19 protein-coding genes are annotated in these 18013 nt (G+C 63.3%); 13 read left to right on the top strand and 6 right to left on the bottom strand.

The window, feature by feature from the left end:
• Positions 1 to 11: 11 nt before the first annotated feature.
• The 6 genes from AC1DEK_RS02235 to pilV all read right to left on the bottom strand — a co-directional run bounded on the left by AC1DEK_RS02235 (position 12) and on the right by pilV (position 7120).
• Positions 12 to 548, bottom strand: a complete 537-nt coding sequence (locus AC1DEK_RS02235) for a GspH/FimT family pseudopilin (RefSeq protein WP_478123556.1) — start codon at positions 546 to 548, stop codon at positions 12 to 14.
• Positions 545 to 979 carry a type IV pilin protein gene (locus AC1DEK_RS02240; RefSeq protein ID WP_478123557.1) on the bottom strand — a complete coding sequence of 145 codons (435 nt, stop codon included), beginning with the start codon at positions 977 to 979 and terminating at the stop codon, positions 545 to 547. Before AC1DEK_RS02240 ends, AC1DEK_RS02235 begins: the two co-directional genes overlap by 4 nt.
• The gene (locus AC1DEK_RS02245) at positions 976 to 4887 is read right to left on the bottom strand and encodes a pilus assembly protein (protein WP_478123558.1); all 3912 of its coding nucleotides are present in this window, start codon (positions 4885 to 4887) and stop codon (positions 976 to 978) included. The genes AC1DEK_RS02240 and AC1DEK_RS02245 overlap by 4 nt, the downstream gene beginning before the upstream one ends.
• A gap of 68 nt (positions 4888 to 4955) precedes the next feature.
• The gene (locus tag AC1DEK_RS02250; RefSeq protein ID WP_478123559.1) at positions 4956 to 5570 is read right to left on the bottom strand and encodes a pilus assembly PilX family protein; all 615 of its coding nucleotides are present in this window, start codon (positions 5568 to 5570) and stop codon (positions 4956 to 4958) included.
• Positions 5567 to 6520, bottom strand: coding sequence for a PilW family protein (locus AC1DEK_RS02255; protein ID WP_478123560.1), 954 nt, complete (start codon positions 6518 to 6520; stop codon positions 5567 to 5569). Before AC1DEK_RS02255 ends, AC1DEK_RS02250 begins: the two co-directional genes overlap by 4 nt.
• Positions 6521 to 7120, bottom strand: coding sequence for a type IV pilus modification protein PilV (pilV, locus tag AC1DEK_RS02260; RefSeq protein ID WP_478123561.1), 600 nt, complete (start codon positions 7118 to 7120; stop codon positions 6521 to 6523).
• Between the two features lie 143 nt (positions 7121 to 7263).
• Between pilV and ribD the strand changes: the two genes are divergently transcribed.
• The 13 genes from ribD to AC1DEK_RS02325 all read left to right on the top strand — a co-directional run bounded on the left by ribD (position 7264) and on the right by AC1DEK_RS02325 (position 18003).
• On the top strand, positions 7264 to 8406 hold the full coding sequence (gene ribD, locus AC1DEK_RS02265) for a bifunctional diaminohydroxyphosphoribosylaminopyrimidine deaminase/5-amino-6-(5-phosphoribosylamino)uracil reductase RibD (RefSeq protein WP_478123978.1): 1143 nt from the start codon (positions 7264 to 7266) through the stop codon (positions 8404 to 8406).
• 44 nt (positions 8407 to 8450) lie between these two features.
• Positions 8451 to 9104, top strand: coding sequence for a riboflavin synthase (locus AC1DEK_RS02270; protein ID WP_478123562.1), 654 nt, complete (start codon positions 8451 to 8453; stop codon positions 9102 to 9104).
• Positions 9101 to 10264 (top strand): bifunctional 3,4-dihydroxy-2-butanone-4-phosphate synthase/GTP cyclohydrolase II, encoded by a 1164-nt coding sequence (ribBA, locus tag AC1DEK_RS02275; RefSeq protein ID WP_478123563.1) that lies wholly within the window; start codon positions 9101 to 9103, stop codon positions 10262 to 10264. The genes AC1DEK_RS02270 and ribBA overlap by 4 nt, the downstream gene beginning before the upstream one ends.
• A gap of 28 nt (positions 10265 to 10292) precedes the next feature.
• Entirely contained in the window at positions 10293 to 10757 is a 465-nt protein-coding gene (gene ribH, locus AC1DEK_RS02280; RefSeq protein WP_478123564.1) for a 6,7-dimethyl-8-ribityllumazine synthase, read from the top strand.
• Positions 10754 to 11287: a transcription antitermination factor NusB gene (gene nusB / locus AC1DEK_RS02285; protein ID WP_478123565.1), complete on the top strand. Its 534-nt coding sequence runs from the start codon at positions 10754 to 10756 to the stop codon at positions 11285 to 11287. The genes ribH and nusB overlap by 4 nt, the downstream gene beginning before the upstream one ends.
• Positions 11284 to 12483 carry a pyridoxal phosphate-dependent aminotransferase gene (locus tag AC1DEK_RS02290; protein WP_478123566.1) on the top strand — a complete coding sequence of 400 codons (1200 nt, stop codon included), beginning with the start codon at positions 11284 to 11286 and terminating at the stop codon, positions 12481 to 12483. Before nusB ends, AC1DEK_RS02290 begins: the two co-directional genes overlap by 4 nt.
• Entirely contained in the window at positions 12480 to 12944 is a 465-nt protein-coding gene (gene ybgC, locus AC1DEK_RS02295) for a tol-pal system-associated acyl-CoA thioesterase (RefSeq protein ID WP_478123567.1), read from the top strand. The genes AC1DEK_RS02290 and ybgC overlap by 4 nt, the downstream gene beginning before the upstream one ends.
• Positions 12941 to 13654: a protein TolQ gene (tolQ, locus tag AC1DEK_RS02300; protein ID WP_478123568.1), complete on the top strand. Its 714-nt coding sequence runs from the start codon at positions 12941 to 12943 to the stop codon at positions 13652 to 13654. The genes ybgC and tolQ overlap by 4 nt, the downstream gene beginning before the upstream one ends.
• Before the next feature lie 16 nt (positions 13655 to 13670).
• Entirely contained in the window at positions 13671 to 14108 is a 438-nt protein-coding gene (locus AC1DEK_RS02305) for an ExbD/TolR family protein (RefSeq protein ID WP_478123569.1), read from the top strand.
• A gap of 3 nt (positions 14109 to 14111) precedes the next feature.
• Positions 14112 to 15080: a cell envelope integrity protein TolA gene (gene tolA / locus AC1DEK_RS02310; protein ID WP_478123570.1), complete on the top strand. Its 969-nt coding sequence runs from the start codon at positions 14112 to 14114 to the stop codon at positions 15078 to 15080.
• 16 nt (positions 15081 to 15096) lie between these two features.
• Positions 15097 to 16077, top strand: a complete 981-nt coding sequence (gene dmeF, locus AC1DEK_RS02315; protein ID WP_478123571.1) for a CDF family Co(II)/Ni(II) efflux transporter DmeF — start codon at positions 15097 to 15099, stop codon at positions 16075 to 16077.
• 147 nt (positions 16078 to 16224) lie between these two features.
• Positions 16225 to 16530, top strand: a complete 306-nt coding sequence (locus tag AC1DEK_RS02320) for a hypothetical protein (RefSeq protein WP_478123979.1) — start codon at positions 16225 to 16227, stop codon at positions 16528 to 16530.
• Between the two features lie 105 nt (positions 16531 to 16635).
• On the top strand, positions 16636 to 18003 hold the full coding sequence (locus AC1DEK_RS02325; protein ID WP_478123572.1) for a TolC family protein: 1368 nt from the start codon (positions 16636 to 16638) through the stop codon (positions 18001 to 18003).
• The last annotated feature ends 10 nt before the right edge of the window (positions 18004 to 18013 follow it).

Below are 18013 nucleotides of genomic sequence, written 5' to 3' on the forward strand. Positions count from 1 at the left end.
CGCGGAGCAGGTTATCCCTTGCCGCAACTGCCCCCGCCGCAGTCACCTTTTTTGTCGGGGTCACAAATCCGTGCCCGGCCCGATACGGACAGAACGACGGCACTGCGTCGTCCCGTCGATGCCCTGAATGTCACGCACCCGGCGCTCGCCCGCGAAAAGCCATTGGCATCGAAGGCAATCGATTTGTCGAAGCCGTTGCCGGTGCTGGTATCGACTTCGATTCCAGTCCTGAGCGCTTCGAATGTGCGCAGCACTGCCGACTCGTCATCCACCGCAGTGGTCACCTCCCATCCATTGTTCCAGTCGCGACTCGTTGCGGTCAGCGTTGTCTTTTGCGAACGCTTCATGGCCTCCGATCGCGCAAGACTCAATGCAGCAATGAAATCGCTCGCGGTCGAGGCGAGACGTTGATTGAGCAGCAGATCCCTGAAGCTGGGAACGGCGACTGCGCTCAGGATTGCGACGAGCGCAACAACGATCATCATCTCTATCAATGTGAACCCGCGGGCACCGCAGCGATATGCAGGGCGAAAGACGCGTGCGTTCATTGCCAGCACCTGCTTTGGTCGTCGCCGTCGCATCCCTTGACTCCGGTGCTTTCGAGCCAGATGTTGCCTACGGCAGGATCGGAGAAGCCGGCCCTCAAAGTGGCAGTCAGCCGGATGCAATGGCCAGGATCATCGCGTCCGTCGCATGCGCCGAGAGCGATCTCGTACTTGCTGTCGCCTTCGCTGTCGCCCGAGCCTGTCTTGTAAAGCGCCTTGTTGTACCTTGCGCGCTGCGTGTAGACGCGCTCCTGCTGCTGCATTTCCTGCATGAGTGCGGTACGAGCTTCAGCGCGCCAACCCTTTCGGACGGAATCCATGTACGACGGATAGGCGATAGCGCCAAGGATGGCAACCAGCGCCACCACGATCAGCATTTCGATCAGCGTAAAGCCGCCAGACAAGCACGGCCGTTCGGTAGCCGAGTGCTTCATTTGCGGATGTCCTTGAAGTTGAGCACTTCGCGCCAGTTGAGACGGCCGGCAATTTGCGAGATCACGCCGCCTGCATCGCCTGCGATAGGGCTGACGATTGCACTCCCCGGACGGGAGCCCTCTCCCGAACCGAGGTTGATGACAGAAACCTTCTTGCGCTCGATGCGCCGGCCAAAGGTATCGGTCGAGCTGAAAGCGCCCTCGCCTTCCTGGATCAACAGCGGCGCCCCGAGCACACCAACGGTGGACGGAATGCAGGTGCTGCCCGATGACAGTCCGGTCATCGCATTCACCGCGCAGCTGTGCCCGCCGCCCCCGTTGCCTTCCAGGCCGCAAACGTTCGAGTCCGGAATCAACGTGTTGAACACCAAATAGCCATCGCTCAGCACCATTTGGGAAACTTGGCGCTCTCCTTGGCTCTCCGCGTCCGGCAGATCGAAGTACCAGCCTCGACGGTGCGGCGTCTTGGCGTTGTAGTTGCCGTAGACGAAGGCATCGCCGGAGATGGTGAACTGACCCGCGTGCTCGATATCGGCCTTCACCTGTCGCTGCTGCAAGTGCGTGCGAGTCTCGCTGTCGGAGATGGCCATGCCGGTGTCGTATACGCTGTAGAGCGTCTGCGTGTTGCGGCTGGTCAGGTCATCGATTTCGACGAATTTGCCGGTGCCGAAGAGCACGATCGCACCACCGTTCGGCCCTGCACCCACCTCCGGCGCAATTGTGATGGGCTGCCGTTTGCCCGCATCGTCTTTCGCGACCATGAGCGGTGCACCGCTCAGTGCCAGCGCGCCAGACTTGGCCGACTCGTTCCACGGCGCACTCTTGGTGAAATCGAACTTCCACAAATTGCCTTGGGTGTCGCCGGCAAAGAGCAGAAGGGTCGTGTTGTCTGCGCTTGTGTAGTCGCCCACCGGACCCAACGCATTGACGACAGTCGCATCGACCGGATCAGGCAGCACGATCTTGAAATAATCCTTCTCGATCACCCATGGCGTGTTGGCTTGCTTGTCCAAGGCCAGCAGGAACAGAGCCGCTGCCTTGTTCGGATTGCCGTTGTTGAAGCCCGAGGGCACCACGGCAAACCATCGATAGACGCCGGCCTGGCCAGCCGCGGCCGCCTCTGTCCGAAACTTCATGATGCGCGGCGCCTGAGTGACGTGTCCCATGTCCGAGTCATCCGCCCCCGTGAATTCCCACATCACCCGATCTTCAGAAAAGCGCGCCGGGTCGGAGATGTCCAGTGCGAAGACGCCGCGTGCGCCGCCGCCCATACCTGAGACGAGCACCGTCTTCGCCGATCCGTTTGCCGATTGGATTTCACCTGAGACGGAATTGCCGTCGACATAGGACTGGTGCCCATAGTCAGGTGACGTGTAGGCGCCGAGCCTTGCGTGCAACGCACGTGGCACGTAGGCAAACAATTCGTCGCCGCTATCGGCTGCGAAAGCGTGGAGCATGCCGTCGTTCGAGCCGACGTACACAGCCTGCGCAGCGGCGTTTTCGACCCACAGTGGCGCAGCATTCGCGATGTCGCCCATGACCGAATCACGTGTTCTGAACTGGCCATTGCCGCCTTCGGCTTCCTTCGAACGATCGCCGCGGAGATAGTCGACGCGGGCCTCGCCGAGATTGTCTTTTGTACCTGTCGCGGAATAGGGTTCCGTGTCCAGGCGGCCCTTCAACGTGGCGTCTTCTTTCAGCGCATTCCAGGTGAATTCAGCGCCGGCGCCGGAACTGAGCATGGTGAAGATGCGCCGTGTATCAGGGTCGCGAGCCTGGATCGGCGGATTCGCCTGAAGGTTGCCGGTCAGTCGATCGCCAGCATTCCAGATCGGCGTGGCGTCCTGGCCTGCTGCACCGTTTTCATGGCGCAACTTATAGGCGAGCACCGAGCCAGACCATCGCGTGCTGTCCGCTTGAGGAACGTAAAGCGTCCCCCCGGTGGACGCAATGCGCGAATTCGACAATGCACCCCCTGCAGGGCTCCCGCTGCTCACGCTCGACGCGCCGGCACTTGCACTCGCAAAAATCCTGCGAACGGCCGCGACCATCTTCCGAGGCTCGTCGGCGAGGAAATATTTGGCCGGCTTGGGCTTTGCGTCGTTGTCGACACCGGATTGCCATTCGGCATTCGAAAAGGATTCATCGGCGCCCGCTCCGATGGAAGTCACGAATGGATTGCCATCGTTGTTCTTGTCGTCGAAGCCGCCGTACTTTGCGGCCAAGTAGAACGAACTGCCGCGTTGCTTCTCACCCATGGTGCCCGAGCCCGATTCGTCCATGTCGACGGCGTAGGTCTTGACGCGCACGCCCGGGTAATCGCCCCGAATGGATTGCGTGTTGGCCCAATAAGCCAATCCTGCCCATCCCAATGATCCTTGGTCGGCCCCGACATCCAAGGTGTCGATGTTTGCAGAGGTGATTGTTTGCCTGTTCGCAAGATGGTCGGTATAGGCAATAGCGCGCGGCCCCGCATCATTGCCGCGCGTCATCAAAGTGGCATTGCTTCCCGAAGGACCAGGGTATGAAAGAGCCTCATTGTTCTCGAATGCCCCGACGATCCTCGACCAGAAAGCAGTGTCAGGATCCGCGGCCTCTACCTGGCGAAGCCCGGCCCATCCGTCCAGTCCATCCGTCATCAGCCCTGGAAGAGAGCCGTCATGGTCCGTGTAAGGACTTCCGATCACGACAACATGATTGCGCTGGCAGCTTGAGACTACAGGGTCCCAACCGCTCTTTGCACCTGCGCCCCAGCGGCTCGTCCCGTTGTAAACAGGAAATCCGTCTCCCATGGCTGCAGTGATGTTTCTGGTGGCAGCGGTCGTCGGTTCCAGCCCCTGCAAATACCGGAGAGACTCGTAATACATCTCGCCGGCCGGATCGAGATCCTTGTAGTTGGCGATTGCAGAACCGGTGCGTCCGTATTGATTGATGTAGTTAACGACGCCGCTGGTCCCTTCGCTGCTCGACAGGGGGTTTGCCAGGAACACCCCGCTATCGGCATCCCATTCGGCTTCGGCGTTGGCGAGCTTCTCGAACTTGTCGCTCTCCGTCGTCGGGCCCACGAATTTCATGGGCGCACGCAGGGCACCGCCGTAACGGGCATTGCCCTGCTCCATCAAATAGCCGAAAGCCGCGAAGCGCATCTTTTCTGCAAACGCCTGGATCGTGCCCGCTGGCTTGAATTCGCCATTTGGATATCTCACGCAAAGGCCGCTGCGAACGGGGCCTTCCGACGTCGAGCAAACCTCGACGCGCGCCAAATACGGCCCAGATCCATCAGGTCCAAAACTCTGATCCGTTCCGGGGTTGCTGCATGTTCCGGACGACGTCGGCCCCACGAACAAAAGATTGCTGCAATTGGAAAAGTGCAAAGTGCCGTCTTTCTCGACGCCCCCCTTCGCGACCAATGGCGTCAACTTGTCGAGATGGCCCTCCACAGACCGTTGGGAAAAATGGCTCGAGTTATAGAAGTCGGACGGAAGCACCGCGCGTTGGAGCACGGTGGCGCTCGGTGTGTCTTTCACACGATCGCCGCCTGTCAACGCGTATCGCAACATGTCCACGGCGGACGAGGCGGCCCAGTTCAACAGGTTGCCGCTCCATTGATCCGAACAGGCGATGGCCCCATTCGAGATGCTCGCCGTCGCGGTCCGCTTGAAATACCCGTCCGCCGTCGAATAGTCGTAGCACCCCATCGGGTCCCAATAGCCGACATAGGCCGCCTTGATGTCGAAAGGGGTTCGATACGCAGCTCCTGTTGTCGAGGATGTGACGGAGAGGTCCAACACCATGTTGGGCTTGACCGGCAATGACGCGGCGTAAAGCGGCAGATCCGGAAGGACAGCGTCTGGCGGAGCCTGAACACTAGCGGCCCATGTGGACATGCCGGCGACATAAAGGGCCATAGCGAAGGCGGCCCTTCTCAAATCATTTTCTCTAATCCCGAACAATTTCAACTCCCTTGCTGATCTTCTTATGGGCAACCGCTACTGACGATTGGCTTGTGCAAACTCGTCTGTAGAACCACCTGCGTTTCTTTCCTGACACCAAACCCGATGGCCGTGACCCGAAATAGATAAGTCGTCTTGCCGGCACTCGCGCTTTGAAGGCGATCGGACTCCCACCCCCCGTTGTTGCGCATGGCCTCTATGACGTAGCGTGGCGGAGCAGCGGGTGTCGCGCCTGTGCCGGTCACGTATTTCTGTCCAGTGAAGGCGCCGTATTCAACCGATGTGCGGCTTTCAGGCGAGAGATCGGCGCGCATCCACGCCGGCGTTGCGCCGCTTTGCGCGGGAGCGCAAAGGCCTTGGTTATTTCCGGCGCTGCCGCACCCCGGGACGAACGCCGCCACATCCTTGCTGTTGAACAGGCAAAGACGCGAAGAGGTGTGCTTGTTCGGTCCCAGAACATCGAGTTCGGCATCGATCAATGCCGCCTCCGCGGCCTGGAAGGCGATCTCCCTGTCTCGATCATTCCTTGCCGCAACTTCATCGACGACCGAAAGCTGCGCCGCACCCAATCCCAACACGGTGACGACGATCAACAGGAGCAGCACGACGATCAGCGAGAAGCCCGATTCGCGACTCATGCGGGATTCCTCGCTGCGTTTCGCAGCTTGACCGTGAATGTCGCAACGGCACGAAAGCGGCCGTCGTCCGGCGGATCGAAGTAGATCTTTTCAAAACCCTTGCCTAGGGGGTAGAGCCGATAGTCTTCGTCGCTGACTCGTCTCAGGTCACCGTTCCGGCGATTGCTCCGAGCCACCACGCCCACGCGAACTGCCACGACCTTGCGCCACTCGCCATTGACGCTCCCCCCGCCCGCAGCTTTGGCCGAAATCTCCCTGGCCTCGAGCCACGCATCAGGCACGCCGTCGCCGTCGCCGTCATGCCCGTAGACGACCTTGAATTTTTCGACACCGCGCGCCAAGGGCTGCGAATACAAGGACCCCGTGCTGGATGGCGCCTTGCAGTAGAGCTCGGGCTCTCCATCGTCCGCGCGAGCCACGAAGAAGAAGCTGGACACACGGCCACCGGTGGGAGAAGCCTCGGCAGGTCCAGCGTGAGCCACACCCAGGCAGTCGATGATGGTCCCGTCGTCCTTGCCGGCATCGTTGGCGCTGCTGCGGCCGAAGAAGCGAACGACAAGCGAGTCGTTGCCCGCGCTCAGGTCGGTGTCGTCCTCTCCGAAGCTGTTGCCGTTCTTGCCGACTGCCGTGTTGCTGGCACCCACGACAGGAAGGTCGAAAAGACCATCGGCACCATCGAGCGGCGCTGCGTCGCCGCCGCCGACGACAACACCCTCCGTCAGGTGGTCAGGCGCATAGTCCGAGTAGCCCGCCTGACGAAGCTGCCCCTGCACCACATGACGCGCAAAGCGAAGCGATTCGTGGACCGCCTGGGCGTCGGCGCTGGTGTTGAACAGCCTCTTTCCTGCGAGAAAAGCCGTCGAGGCAGCGAGCACGATGACCAAGCCGACCGCCATGGCGATCATCAGCTCGATCAACGTCACGCCGCGTTGCCGCAATCGAGACTCCATTCAGGAACTCCCGCCGTCGCTCTCGGTATCGCCGTAGTTATGCCCCGGAATCAGCTGCATGACGATGCGAGGCTCTCGCTGGGCCATTTCGTCTTCGCTGCCGATTCGGGGCACCCAGCCCAGCTTGACGACGAGGTTGCGGCCCTGGTCGCTGCAGTTCCACACGTATCGGAAATCTTCCCCTTCTTCGCTCACCACGGCGTCATCGAAGCACACGACCACGTGGGCCCGCGGGAGAGCAAGTCTGGCACGTTCGACCCACTGCTCCATGTCCCATGCCGCCAGGCTCGCCTCGTCGCATGCGGCATCCATGCCGACGCAGGTGCCGCCCTGCCCCGGAAGCACATCCGTGCTCTTGAGGTCGACCAGATAAGGATTGGCCCGGGCATTTCGCGCCGCGACATTCTTGTTGACGCGCGTCTTCTCCGAAAGCTCACGCACGAGGTTGACCGCTTCGGTGAACGACGCCGATTCGCTGGTGCTCCTCACGGATGTCAACAACATCCCCACCATGCCCAGCAATCCAAGGCTGAGAACGACGATCGAGACGAGCACCTCGATCAGCGAAAAGCCTCCGGCCGGACGTTTGCTTAACGCCATGATTTTTCCTCTCCCTCTTTGGCCGCGCAGTCTAATGACGAGCCTTCGCCGTTTATCCCGGTTTTTCTACCGCTCGTATGATTCGGCCGGTGCGTCCCGCGATGTCCCTCAGACTCTCGCTCCGCGGTACTCCGTTCGACTACATGGTTGCTTCCGTGCCCCCACTCAATGCCGATGAACAGCAGATCGCCGCTGCGCAACAACTCGCGTTCGAAGCGCGCTATCTCACCGATCCCAATCCGCGCGTGGGTTGCGTCCTGACGGACGCCGCAGGCGAGGTCATCGGGATCGGCCATACGCAGCGCACGGGAGGCCCGCATGCCGAGGTGATGGCCTTGCAGAACGCTGCTGCAAGAGGTCATTCGGTCGCGGGCGCGACGGCTTACGTCACGCTGGAGCCTTGCTCGCATCACGGCCGCACCGCCCCTTGCTGTGACGCCTTGGTCTCGGCGGGCATTCGCCGTGTGGTTGCTTCCGTCTCGGACCCGAACCCTCTCGTCGGTGGCAAGGGCTTCGAGCGTCTTCGCGCCGCCGGCGTGGAAGTCGTGGTCGGGCCTGGCGCCGCGGAATCGCGCGAACTCAACATCGGTTTTTTCAGCCGCATGGTGCGCAAGACGCCGTGGGTGCGCCTCAAGGTTGCGGCCTCGCTCGACGGCAAGACGGCGCTCACCAATGGCGTGAGCCAATGGATCACTTCGGAACCCGCCCGCGCTGACGGCCATGCATGGCGGGCGCGAGCGAGCGCCGTGCTGACCGGTGTCGGCACGCTGATCGACGACGACCCGCGCCTGGACGTGCGCCTGGTCGAAACATCCCGACAACCGCATCTGGTGGTGGTGGACAGCCGCCTGCAAACGCCGCCCGAGGCGAAGATCTTCGGCGTCCCGGGCCGCAAGATCTGGATCTACGCCGCGAGCAGGGACGAGCCCAAAGCCCGAGCCCTGGAGGCGCGGGGTGCCACGATCACGGTCCTGCCCAACGCCGATGGCAAGGTGGATCTTTCCGCCATGCTGCGCGATCTCGCCGTTCGCGAAATCAATGAACTGCATGTGGAAGCCGGTCACAAGCTCAACGGCTCGTTGATCCGCGAAGGACTGGTCGATGAAATGCTGCTGTACCTGGCGCCCAAATTTCTTGGCGACGGCCTGGAAATGGCAAGCCACCCCTTTGCCGAAGGACCACTGACCGCGCTGTCGGGGGCCCTCGCGCTGGATTTCCGCTCCGTCGATCGCTTCGGAGCCGACATCCGGATCCTGGCCCGAATCGCAGGCCGGGACGCTTTCTAAGGCGTGCCCGCCGCCGCGCCCCACATCTCTGCGAAAATGCCGCGATGTTCACCGGAATCATCACCGGCGTGGGGCGCATCGCCGCAGTCCACGACCTCGGCAGTTCTTCATCCCACGGCAAGCGGCTCAGCATCGCGGTGCCTGACGGCTATCTCGACGACGTGGGCCTCGGTGACAGCATCGCGCTCAACGGCGCCTGCATGACCGTCACCACGCTCGATCCTCCGCAGCAACTCTTCACCATCGACATCTCGGCCGAATCGCTCGACAAGACGGCCGGGCTGTCGGAAGAAGCCGCGCGGGTCAATCTCGAGAAGGCTCTGCGCGCCAATGACCGGCTGGGGGGCCATATCGTGTCCGGCCACGTCGATGGCATCGGCACGGTCAGCCATTTCGCGCCGGTCGGCGAAAGCTGGGAGCTTCGCGTACTGGCTCCGCCGGCCCTCGCCCGCTTCCTCGCCTACAAGGGCTCGATCACCGTGAACGGCGTCAGCCTCACGGTCAACAGCGTGAGCGACGGCCCGGACGGAAGCGAAGTCAGCATCAACCTGATCCCCCATACGGTCGAAAACACTGCCCTCGGCAGCCTTAGGAAGGGCAGCCGCGTCAACCTCGAAATCGATACTGTCGCGCGCTACGTGGAGCGCATGCTCCAGGCGGGCGCCCTTCCCCTCCCAAAGAAAGACAACGCGCCATGAACGCCTCCGTCACGCCCATCGGAGCCCCGCGGGGCGTCCGCGCCCCGGCATCCATCTCGCCGGTCGAGGACATCGTCGCCGAGCTGCGCGCTGGCCGCATGGTGATCCTCGTCGACGAGGAAGACCGGGAGAACGAAGGCGACATCGTCCTGGCGGCCGACCACGTGACGCCCGAGGCCATCAACTTCATGGCGCGCCATGCCCGGGGGCTGATCTGCCTCACGCTCTCGCGCGAAATGTGCGAGCGGCTCCAGCTGCCGCCCATGGTGGCTCGCAATGGCGCCAAGCATTCCACCGCGTTCACCGTGTCGATCGAAGCGGCCGAAGGCGTGACGACCGGCATCTCGGCGGCGGACCGTGCTCGAACCGTGCAGGCCGCGGTCGCGCCGAATGCCGTCGCTGCCGACCTCGTCCAGCCGGGGCACATCTTTCCGCTGCAGGCCGTCGACGGCGGCGTGCTCATGCGAGCCGGCCATACCGAAGCGGGCTGCGATCTCGCCAGCATGGCGGGGTGCTCACCAGCCGCGGTGATTTGCGAGGTGATGAACGAAGACGGCACGATGGCCCGCCTGCCCGACCTGCAGCTCTTCGCGGCCGAGCACGGCATCAAGATCGGCACCATCGCTGCCCTGATCGAACACCGCAGCCGCACGGAATCGCTGGTCGAAAAAGTGGGATGCCGCGAAATCGAGACCGCCTGGGGCCCCTTCACCGCTCACGCGTTCAAGGACAAGCCGAGCAACGGCGTGCACCTGGCGCTGGTCCGCGGCAAATGGAACGCCAGCGACACCGTGGACGTGCGCGTACACGAGCCGCTTTCGGTGCTCGACGCGCTCGAACGCAATCGCGCCCTGCACTCCTGGAGCCTCGATGCCAGCCTCGCGCACCTGGCGGCAGAAGGCAAAGGCGTTGCCGTGCTGCTGAACTGCGGAGAAACCGGCGCCGAGTTGCTGTCGCAGTTCGACGGCACCGCGCGCCCGGCGCAGGCGCCCGAGCGCGGTCGCATGGACCTGCGCAGCTACGGCATCGGCGCGCAAATCCTGCGTGAATGCGGCGTGCACAAGATGAATCTTCTGGGCACGCCGCGTCGCATGCCCAGCATGGCGGCGGGCTATGGGCTCGAAATCGCCGGCTACCTCTCCAAGGACGACGAACAATGAACCACCCACACACAAGGCGGACCGCCTGATGCAGCACGCGAACAAGGGCGCCGACCTCGAAGTGGACGGCAAGGGGCTGCGCATCGGCATCGTTCAGGCGCGCTTCAATGAAGACATCACCAATGCGCTTGCCAAAGCCTGTCTGGGCGAACTCGCCGCGCTGGGCGTCGCCAAGTCCGACATCGACCACGTGAGCGTGCCCGGTGCGCTCGAAGTCCCAGTCGCGCTGCAGGCCATGGCCGAGCGCAACCGCTATCACGCGCTCGTTGCGCTGGGCTGCATCATTCGTGGCGAGACCTATCACTTCGAGCTGGTCGCGAACGAATCAGGCGCCAGCGTGAGCCGCCTGGCGCTCGACTATCGCCTTCCGATCGCCAACGCGATCCTCACGACCGAAAACCTCGAACAGGCGATCGCGCGCCAGACCGACAAAGGCCGCGACGCTGCGCGCGTCGCCGTCGAAATGGCGCGACTGCTCGCCACCCTCTCATGACCGAAGACACCAAAAGCCCGGGCGGCAAGCCACGCCAAACCCGCACGGGCCTCACCAGCACCGGCGCGCGAAAGGCTTCGGCCAAATCCACGCGCAGCCGCGCTCGCGAGTTCGCATTGCAAGCGCTTTATCAGCATCTGGTAGGCCACAACGAACCGGCGGCGATCGACGAATTCACGCGTGATCTGGCCGGCTTTCACAAGGCGGACGCTGCGCACTACGACGCGCTTCTGCATGGATCGATCGAGACTGCGCAACAGCTCGACGCACTGATCGTGCCGCTGCTCGACCGCAAGCTCGAGGAGATTTCGCCGGTCGAGCATGCCGTGATGTGGATCGGCGTGTATGAGTTTCAGAACTGCCCCGACGTGCCCTGGCGCGTGGTCCTGAACGAATGCATTGAGCTCGCCAAGGAGTTTGGCGGTACCGACGGCCACAAGTATGTGAATGCCGTGCTCAACGGCGTTGCACCGCAATTGCGCGCGCTTGAAGTCGAGGCCGATCGCGCGAGCGGAAAGGCAAAGCCATGAGGATTTCGAAGCGCGCGGAGCGCATCGAACCTTTCTATGTGATGGAGGTCGCCAAGGCGGCGTCCAAGCTCGCTCGCGAAGTGGCTCTCACCGACCGGCCGATGATCTTCCTCAACATCGGCGAGCCGGATTTCACGGCACCTCCGCTGGTGCAGGAACACGCCGCCCGCGCAGTGCGCGCCGGGGCAACGCAGTACACGCAGGCCACTGGCCTCGACCACCTGCGCGAGCGCATCAGCCACTGGTACACCCAACGATTTGGCGTCGAAGTGCCGGCACGCCGGATCGTCATCACGGCTGGCGCTTCGGCCGCGCTGCAGTTGGCCTGCCTTGCCCTGATCGAAGCCGGCGACGAGATGCTGTTGCCTGATCCGAGCTATCCCTGTAACCGCCATTTCGTCACCGCCGCCGACGGCCGCGCGGTGCTGGTGCCGACCACCGCCGCCGAGCGCTTTCAGCTCAGCGCCGCCAAGGTCGAAGAAGCATGGACCGACCGCACGCGCGGCGTGCTGCTGGCATCGCCTTCGAATCCGACGGGCACATCGATCGCACCCGACGAACTTCGCCGCATTCATGAGGTCGTCAGCCGTCGCGGCGGCATCACGCTCGTCGACGAGATCTACCTGGGACTTTCATACGACGACGCCTTCGGGCAGACCGCGCTCGCCATCGATGATCAGGTCATCAGCATCAACAGCTTCAGCAAGTACTTCAACATGACCGGCTGGCGTCTTGGCTGGATGGTGGTGCCGGACTCGCTGGTGCCTGCCATCGAACGCCTGGCGCAGAACCTTTTCATCTGCGCGAGCACGGTGTCGCAATACGCCGCGCTTGCCTGCTTCGAGCCCGAGAGCATCACCGAATACGAACGCCGCCGTGCCGAGTTCAAAGCGCGGCGCGACTGGTTCATTCCGCAACTCGACGCGCTCGGCCTCAAGGTGCCCGTGGTGCCCGACGGCGCCTTCTACGCCTGGGCCGACTGCAGCGATTTTGCCGAGAAGCTCGGCATCTCCGGCAGTTGGGACTTCGCCTTCGAAGCCATGAAGCAGGCCCACGTCGCCGTCACTCCGGGCCGCGACTTCGGCGCTGCCGATACGTCGCGCTTCATCCGTTTTTCGACGGCCAGCTCGATGGCGCACCTCGAAGAATCGATTGCGCGGCTGCGAGCCTGGGCGGGCGCCGCCATTCCCGCATGAGCTTTGCGCTGCCCATCCGCGTCTATTGGGAAGACACCGATGCGGGCGGCATCGTGTTCTATGCCAACTACCTCAAGTTCATGGAACGCGCGCGCACCGAATGGCTGCGCTCGCTCGGCGTTGCCCAAGGGCGTTTGCGCGAGGAAACCGGCGGCATCTTCGTCGTGAGCGAAACGCAGCTCAAATACCACCGCCCGGCACGGCTCGATGATGAACTGCTCGTTACAGCCGAGCTTCGCCAGATCGGCTCCGCGTCACTCATAATCGCCCAGCGCGTGCTATCAAAAACAGAGCAAGACGCCGATGAGGGCGAGATGGCGCACGCCACGCTCCTGTGCGAAGGCACGATCCGCATCGGCTGGGTCCTGGCCGACACACTGCGGCCCGCGCGCATCCCCCCTCAAGTTTCGGGAACCCTCGAGCGCTACGCGCGCTCCATGTCTCAACCTCTCAAGCCATGAATCAAGACCTCTCGATCATCTCCCTGCTGCTGCACGCCAGCATCCCCGTGCAGCTCGTCGTGCTGCTGCTCATCGTCGTTTCCGTCGCGAGCTGGGCCGCGATCTTCCGCAAGTACTTTGCGCTGAAGAGAACCCGATCGCTCAACGAAGATTTCGAGCGCGACTTCTGGTCCGGCACGAGCCTGAACGAACTGTTCTCCTCGGCCGCGCAGAACGCCAAGTTCGCCGGCCCGATGGAACGCATCTTCGCGTCCGGCATGCGCGAATACCAAAAGCTGCGCGAGCGCCACGTGTCGGACACGGGCACGCTGCTCGACGGCGCACGCCGCGCGATGCGCGCGAGCTTCCAGCGAGAACTCGACGCTGTCGAACAGAACCTCTCCTTTCTCGCAACCGTCGGCTCTGTCTCGCCTTACGTCGGCCTCTTCGGCACCGTGTGGGGGATCATGCATGCCTTCACAGGGCTCGCCGCGCTTGCGCAGGTCACGCTTTCGACGGTCGCACCCGGCATCGCCGAAGCGCTGGTCGCGACTGCCATCGGGCTCTTCGCGGCCATTCCGGCGGTGGTCGCCTACAACCGCTTTGCGCGCGAAATCGACAAGATCGCCATCGCACTCGAGACCTTCATCGAAGAGTTCTCGAACATCCTTCAGCGCAACCTGACGGCGCACGTGCATCCGGCATCCGTCACCGCGGCCACCGGCCGCTGAAGCGGAGCACCTCGCCATGCCAGCCATGTCCTCCCGCGGCCGCGGCCGCCGAACGATCAACGAGATCAACATGGTCCCGTTCATCGACGTGATGCTGGTGCTGCTGATCATCTTCATGGTCACCGCGCCACTGATCACGCCGAGCGTGATCAACCTGCCCACGGTCGATCGCGCCAACAAGCAGCCCGACAAGCCGATCGAGATCGTCATCAAGAGCGACGACGAAGTGCAGATCAAGAAAGACCCGTCCACCGGCAGCGGTGGCAGCTCGATCCCGATGACACAGATCGGCGCGGCGGCCAAGACGGCGCAAGGCGGCGACGCGGAACGCCCGGTGGTCATCAGCGCCGACAAGACCGTCAAGTACGAGACCGTCGTCAAGGCGATGAACCAGCTCAAGCGCAGCGGTATCGAGCGCGTCGGCCTGTCGGTGCAGACCACGGGCGCGAAGTAAGGCATGTCGCTCGCCTCAGATCGCCCCGAATTCGCGCCGCCGCCGCAGCGCGGCACGTTGCGCGCGGTGGTGCTGGCGCTGATCGCGCATGCGCTGCTCATCGCCGCCCTGACCTGGGGCGTCAACTGGCGCCGGGAGGCCGAGAACGACGCGGTGGAAGCCGAGCTGTGGTCATCGACGGTTCAGCAGGCTGCGCCGCGAGCTGTCGCGCCAACACCTACGCCACCGGTGCCGACGCCGACTCCCGCCCCTCCTCCGCCGCCGCCCCCGCCTCCGCCGCCGCAAGCGGTGAAGCCGCCGGAGCCCACGCCGACGCCGCGCGCGCCTGACATCGCCCTCGAACGCGAGAAGAAACTCAAGGAACAAAAAGAGCAGAAGGAGCGCGAACTGGAGCAGCAGGCACAGCAGCAGAAGAAGCTCGACGCCGCCAAGAAGGCAGCGCAGGAAAAGAAAGAGGCCGAAGCGAAGCAGCGCGCAGAAGACGAAGCCGAGCGCAAGAAGGAAGAACAACAGAAGCAGGCCGAACTGAAGCGCAAGCAAGAAGCCGAGGCCAAGCAGGCCGAAGCCGCGAAGAAGAAGGAAGCCGAAGCCAAGCAAGCGGCCCAAGCCGCTGCGGATCGCGCGGCGACGCTCAAGCGCATGCAGGCGATGGCCGGTACCGGTGGCGAAGGTGCGGCGGCAAAGGCTTCGGGCCCCTCTGGAAGCTATGGCGGCAAGGTCAACGCGGCAGTACGTCCGAACGTGGTATTTCCTGATGCGGATCTGGTCAGCGGCAATCCAGCAGCCGAGTTCGACGTTCGACTTGCGCCCGACGGAACCATCGTCGGAACACCGACGCTCAACAAGTCGAGCGGTTTGCCGAACTGGGACGAGGCTGCGTTGCGAGCCCTGCAAAAAACCGAGAAACTCCCCCGAGACGTCGACGGCACGGTTCCAGCGCGGCTCACCATCACGTTGAGGCCGAAGCGCTGACGGAAGGACGATTGCCATGCACACCCACGACCTGAGCCCGTGGCAACACGACCACCAGTTCGATCAAGGCAACGCCGCCGGCGAACGCGGCACGAAGCTCGTGATGTGGATCACGGCCATCATGATGGTGGCCGAAATTACTGCCGGCTGGGCCTACAACTCGATGGCGCTATTGGCCGACGGCTTCCACATGAGTTCGCATGCGGTCGCGATTGGGCTGAGCGCCTTCGCCTACGCCGCCGCCCGGCGCCACGCCAGGGACCGACGCTTCGCTTTCGGCACCTGGAAGATCGAAGTGCTGGGCGGATTCGCCAGTGCGATCTTTCTTCTGGTGGTTGCCGCGCTGATGGTCGCCGGCTCGGTCGAGCGGCTCATTTCCCCTGCCGCGATCCACTACCGCGAGGCCATCGTCATTGGTGCGCTCGGGCTGCTGGTGAACATCGTGTCGGCATTCATTCTGGGGGCTGCCCATCATCACGGCGGTGAGCATCATGACCATCACGCTCACGCACCTGCGCACGGGCACGGGCACGAGCACGGTCATGAACACCATCACGACCTCAATCTCAAGTCGGCGTACGTCCACGTGGTTGCCGATGCCGCAACATCGGTGCTCGCCATCGTCGCCCTCGTGGGCGGCTGGCTCTACGGCTGGTCCTGGCTCGACCCTGTCATGGGCATCGTGGGTGCGATCGTCGTGGCGCTCTGGGCCAAGCGGCTGATCGCCGATACGAGCAAGGTACTGCTCGACCGCGAAATGGATCATCCGGTGGTCGACGAAATCCGCGAAGTCATCGAAGAACAGGGTCACGCGACCGAGACTCGCGTGACCGACCTCCACGTCTGGCGCGTCGGCAAGGCGACCTACGCCTGCGCCGTGAGCGTGGTCACTCACGATGAAGAGCTGACTCCCGATGCGGTTCGCAGCTGGCTGTCGGTGCATGAGGAGGTCGTGCATGCCACTATCGAAATCAACCGTTGTCCTGATCGGACGTAGGCCAGCGAGTCCTTGACCTTGCCACAGTGGCAAGCTTTAGATTTGCGGCCCTGCGCTCCCATCGTTCCAGTGAAATTCCTTCGCATCTTCCTGCTGCTTCTGCTCGCCGTGTCGCTACCGCTGCGGGGTGCGATGGCCGAACCGCAGATGCACGCGCCTGTGCAGGCGCACGCATCGGCCGCTGCAGCCGATCATGGCGACCATGACGCCCATGGCGATCACGCCGAACATGCGAAACATGCGAAACATGCTCACGATCAGCACGGCAATTCCTTAGAGACGTCCCAGCAATGCAACCTCTGCTGCGACCTGTGCTCCCTGACCCCGCTCGCGAGCAGTTGGCCCAGCGTGCCAGCGCCGCAGGACCTTGCGCCGGTCGTCTTTCCGGCCCTTAGCGTTCCCTCTCCGGGCTATCTCCCGGAGCGCCAGGAACGCCCTCCACGAAGCATCTGACCTGACAGGGCCTCCTACGCGAGGCCACAAGGCGCTCGCGCGTCCATCGCGCGGGCCATGGTTGGCCGGGCCCGCGCCCGCGCCAACGATTCAGATGCTTCCAAAATGAAAATCTACGTCAAGACATTTGCGGGCGCGACGCTGCTCGTTCTTGCTGGCTGCGCCTCCTTCTCGAAAGACGGCGGCTTTGACAAGGTCGCCGAACTGACGAAGGAGCGCACCGGGCAAATTGCCAAATGGCAGCGCACGCCTTCGGACGCCGACTCCGTCCAGAGGCGCACCAGCGAAATCCTGGGTGAGCCGCTTACGGCGGACCGCGCGGTTGAACTCGCGCTTCTCAACAACCCCGGATTGCAGGCCAGCTATGCCGATCTCGGCATCGCCGAATCCGACCTCGTGCGGGCCGGGCGCCTCGCCAATCCATCATTCAGCTTCGGGCGGCTGAGCGGCGGCGGTGTCACCGAAATCGACCGCTCCATCCTGTTCAACATCCTGGGCCTGCTGACGATGCCTCTCGCCCAGGAGGTGGAGCAACGCCGCTTCGAACAAGCCCAGTACCAAGCGGCTTCCAGCACCGTGGCGCTTGCCGCCGACACGCGCAAGACGTTCTTCGGCGCAGTGGCCTCGCAGGACCTCGTCAGGTACTACGAGCGCGTCAAGGAAGCCGCGGACGCTTCCAATGAACTGGCACGGCGCATGGCCGAGGCCGGCAACTTCAACAAGTTGTCGCAGATGCGCGAGCAGTCCTTCCATGCGGACGCGATTTCGCAGCTGGCGCGTGCCCAACATCAGGCGACTGCCGATCGGGAGCGTCTCGTCCGGCTGCTCGGCCTGCCGGGCGGTCCGAACGCCTTGCAGCTTCCCGAGCGCCTGCCGGATCTGCCGAAAGAGCAGATGCAGTCCAAGGACGCAGAACAGACGGCGATGGACAAGCGGCTTGACGTTCAGCTTGCCAAGCGAAGATCCGAAGCCAGCGCGAAGGCACTCGGCCTGACGCAGGCGACGCGATGGGTCAACGTCCTGCAACTGGGCTATGCCAACAAGAGCCAGACGGGCGAAGCGCGAGAGAACGGGTATGACATCGAACTCGAACTGCCGCTCTTCGATTTCGGAACGACGCGCACCGCACGCGCCGAAGCGATCTACATGCAGTCGATGCAGCGCGCCTCGGAAGTGGCGCTCAATGCGCAATCGGAAGTGCGGGAAACGTACGCCGCCTATCGCACGGCCTACGACCTCGCCAGGCATTACCGCGACGAGGTGGTGCCGCTGAAGAAGCGCATCTCCGACGAGAACCTGCTTCGCTACAACGGCATGCTCATCAGCGTCTTCGAGCTTCTGGCCGATGCGCGAGAGCAGATCACCAGCGTCACGGCGTACATCGATGCGCTGCGTGATTACTGGATTGCCGAAACGAACCTTCAGACGGCACTGACGGGGCAATCGCCGGGCCGATCGCCGGGCCAGAACTGAAAGACCACCC

The organism is Variovorax sp. 10N420 (genome assembly GCF_056394705.1).

Bases quoted from the DNA above. Each gene is read 5' to 3' on its own strand.
- AC1DEK_RS02235 (WP_478123556.1), bottom strand. From the start codon at position 548: ATGAACGCACGCGTCTTTCGCCCTGCATATCGCTGCGGTGCCCGCGGG.
- AC1DEK_RS02240 (WP_478123557.1), bottom strand. From the start codon at position 979: ATGAAGCACTCGGCTACCGAACGGCCGTGCTTGTCTGGCGGCTTTACG.
- AC1DEK_RS02245 (WP_478123558.1), bottom strand. From the start codon at position 4,887: ATGGCCCTTTATGTCGCCGGCATGTCCACATGGGCCGCTAGTGTTCAG.
- AC1DEK_RS02250 (WP_478123559.1), bottom strand. From the start codon at position 5,570: ATGAGTCGCGAATCGGGCTTCTCGCTGATCGTCGTGCTGCTCCTGTTG.
- AC1DEK_RS02255 (WP_478123560.1), bottom strand. From the start codon at position 6,520: ATGGAGTCTCGATTGCGGCAACGCGGCGTGACGTTGATCGAGCTGATG.
- pilV (WP_478123561.1), bottom strand. From the start codon at position 7,120: ATGGCGTTAAGCAAACGTCCGGCCGGAGGCTTTTCGCTGATCGAGGTG.
- ribD (WP_478123978.1), top strand. From the start codon at position 7,264: ATGGTTGCTTCCGTGCCCCCACTCAATGCCGATGAACAGCAGATCGCC.
- AC1DEK_RS02270 (WP_478123562.1), top strand. From the start codon at position 8,451: ATGTTCACCGGAATCATCACCGGCGTGGGGCGCATCGCCGCAGTCCAC.
- ribBA (WP_478123563.1), top strand. From the start codon at position 9,101: ATGAACGCCTCCGTCACGCCCATCGGAGCCCCGCGGGGCGTCCGCGCC.
- ribH (WP_478123564.1), top strand. From the start codon at position 10,293: ATGCAGCACGCGAACAAGGGCGCCGACCTCGAAGTGGACGGCAAGGGG.
- nusB (WP_478123565.1), top strand. From the start codon at position 10,754: ATGACCGAAGACACCAAAAGCCCGGGCGGCAAGCCACGCCAAACCCGC.
- AC1DEK_RS02290 (WP_478123566.1), top strand. From the start codon at position 11,284: ATGAGGATTTCGAAGCGCGCGGAGCGCATCGAACCTTTCTATGTGATG.
- ybgC (WP_478123567.1), top strand. From the start codon at position 12,480: ATGAGCTTTGCGCTGCCCATCCGCGTCTATTGGGAAGACACCGATGCG.
- tolQ (WP_478123568.1), top strand. From the start codon at position 12,941: ATGAATCAAGACCTCTCGATCATCTCCCTGCTGCTGCACGCCAGCATC.
- AC1DEK_RS02305 (WP_478123569.1), top strand. From the start codon at position 13,671: ATGCCAGCCATGTCCTCCCGCGGCCGCGGCCGCCGAACGATCAACGAG.
- tolA (WP_478123570.1), top strand. From the start codon at position 14,112: ATGTCGCTCGCCTCAGATCGCCCCGAATTCGCGCCGCCGCCGCAGCGC.
- dmeF (WP_478123571.1), top strand. From the start codon at position 15,097: ATGCACACCCACGACCTGAGCCCGTGGCAACACGACCACCAGTTCGAT.
- AC1DEK_RS02320 (WP_478123979.1), top strand. From the start codon at position 16,225: ATGCACGCGCCTGTGCAGGCGCACGCATCGGCCGCTGCAGCCGATCAT.
- AC1DEK_RS02325 (WP_478123572.1), top strand. From the start codon at position 16,636: ATGAAAATCTACGTCAAGACATTTGCGGGCGCGACGCTGCTCGTTCTT.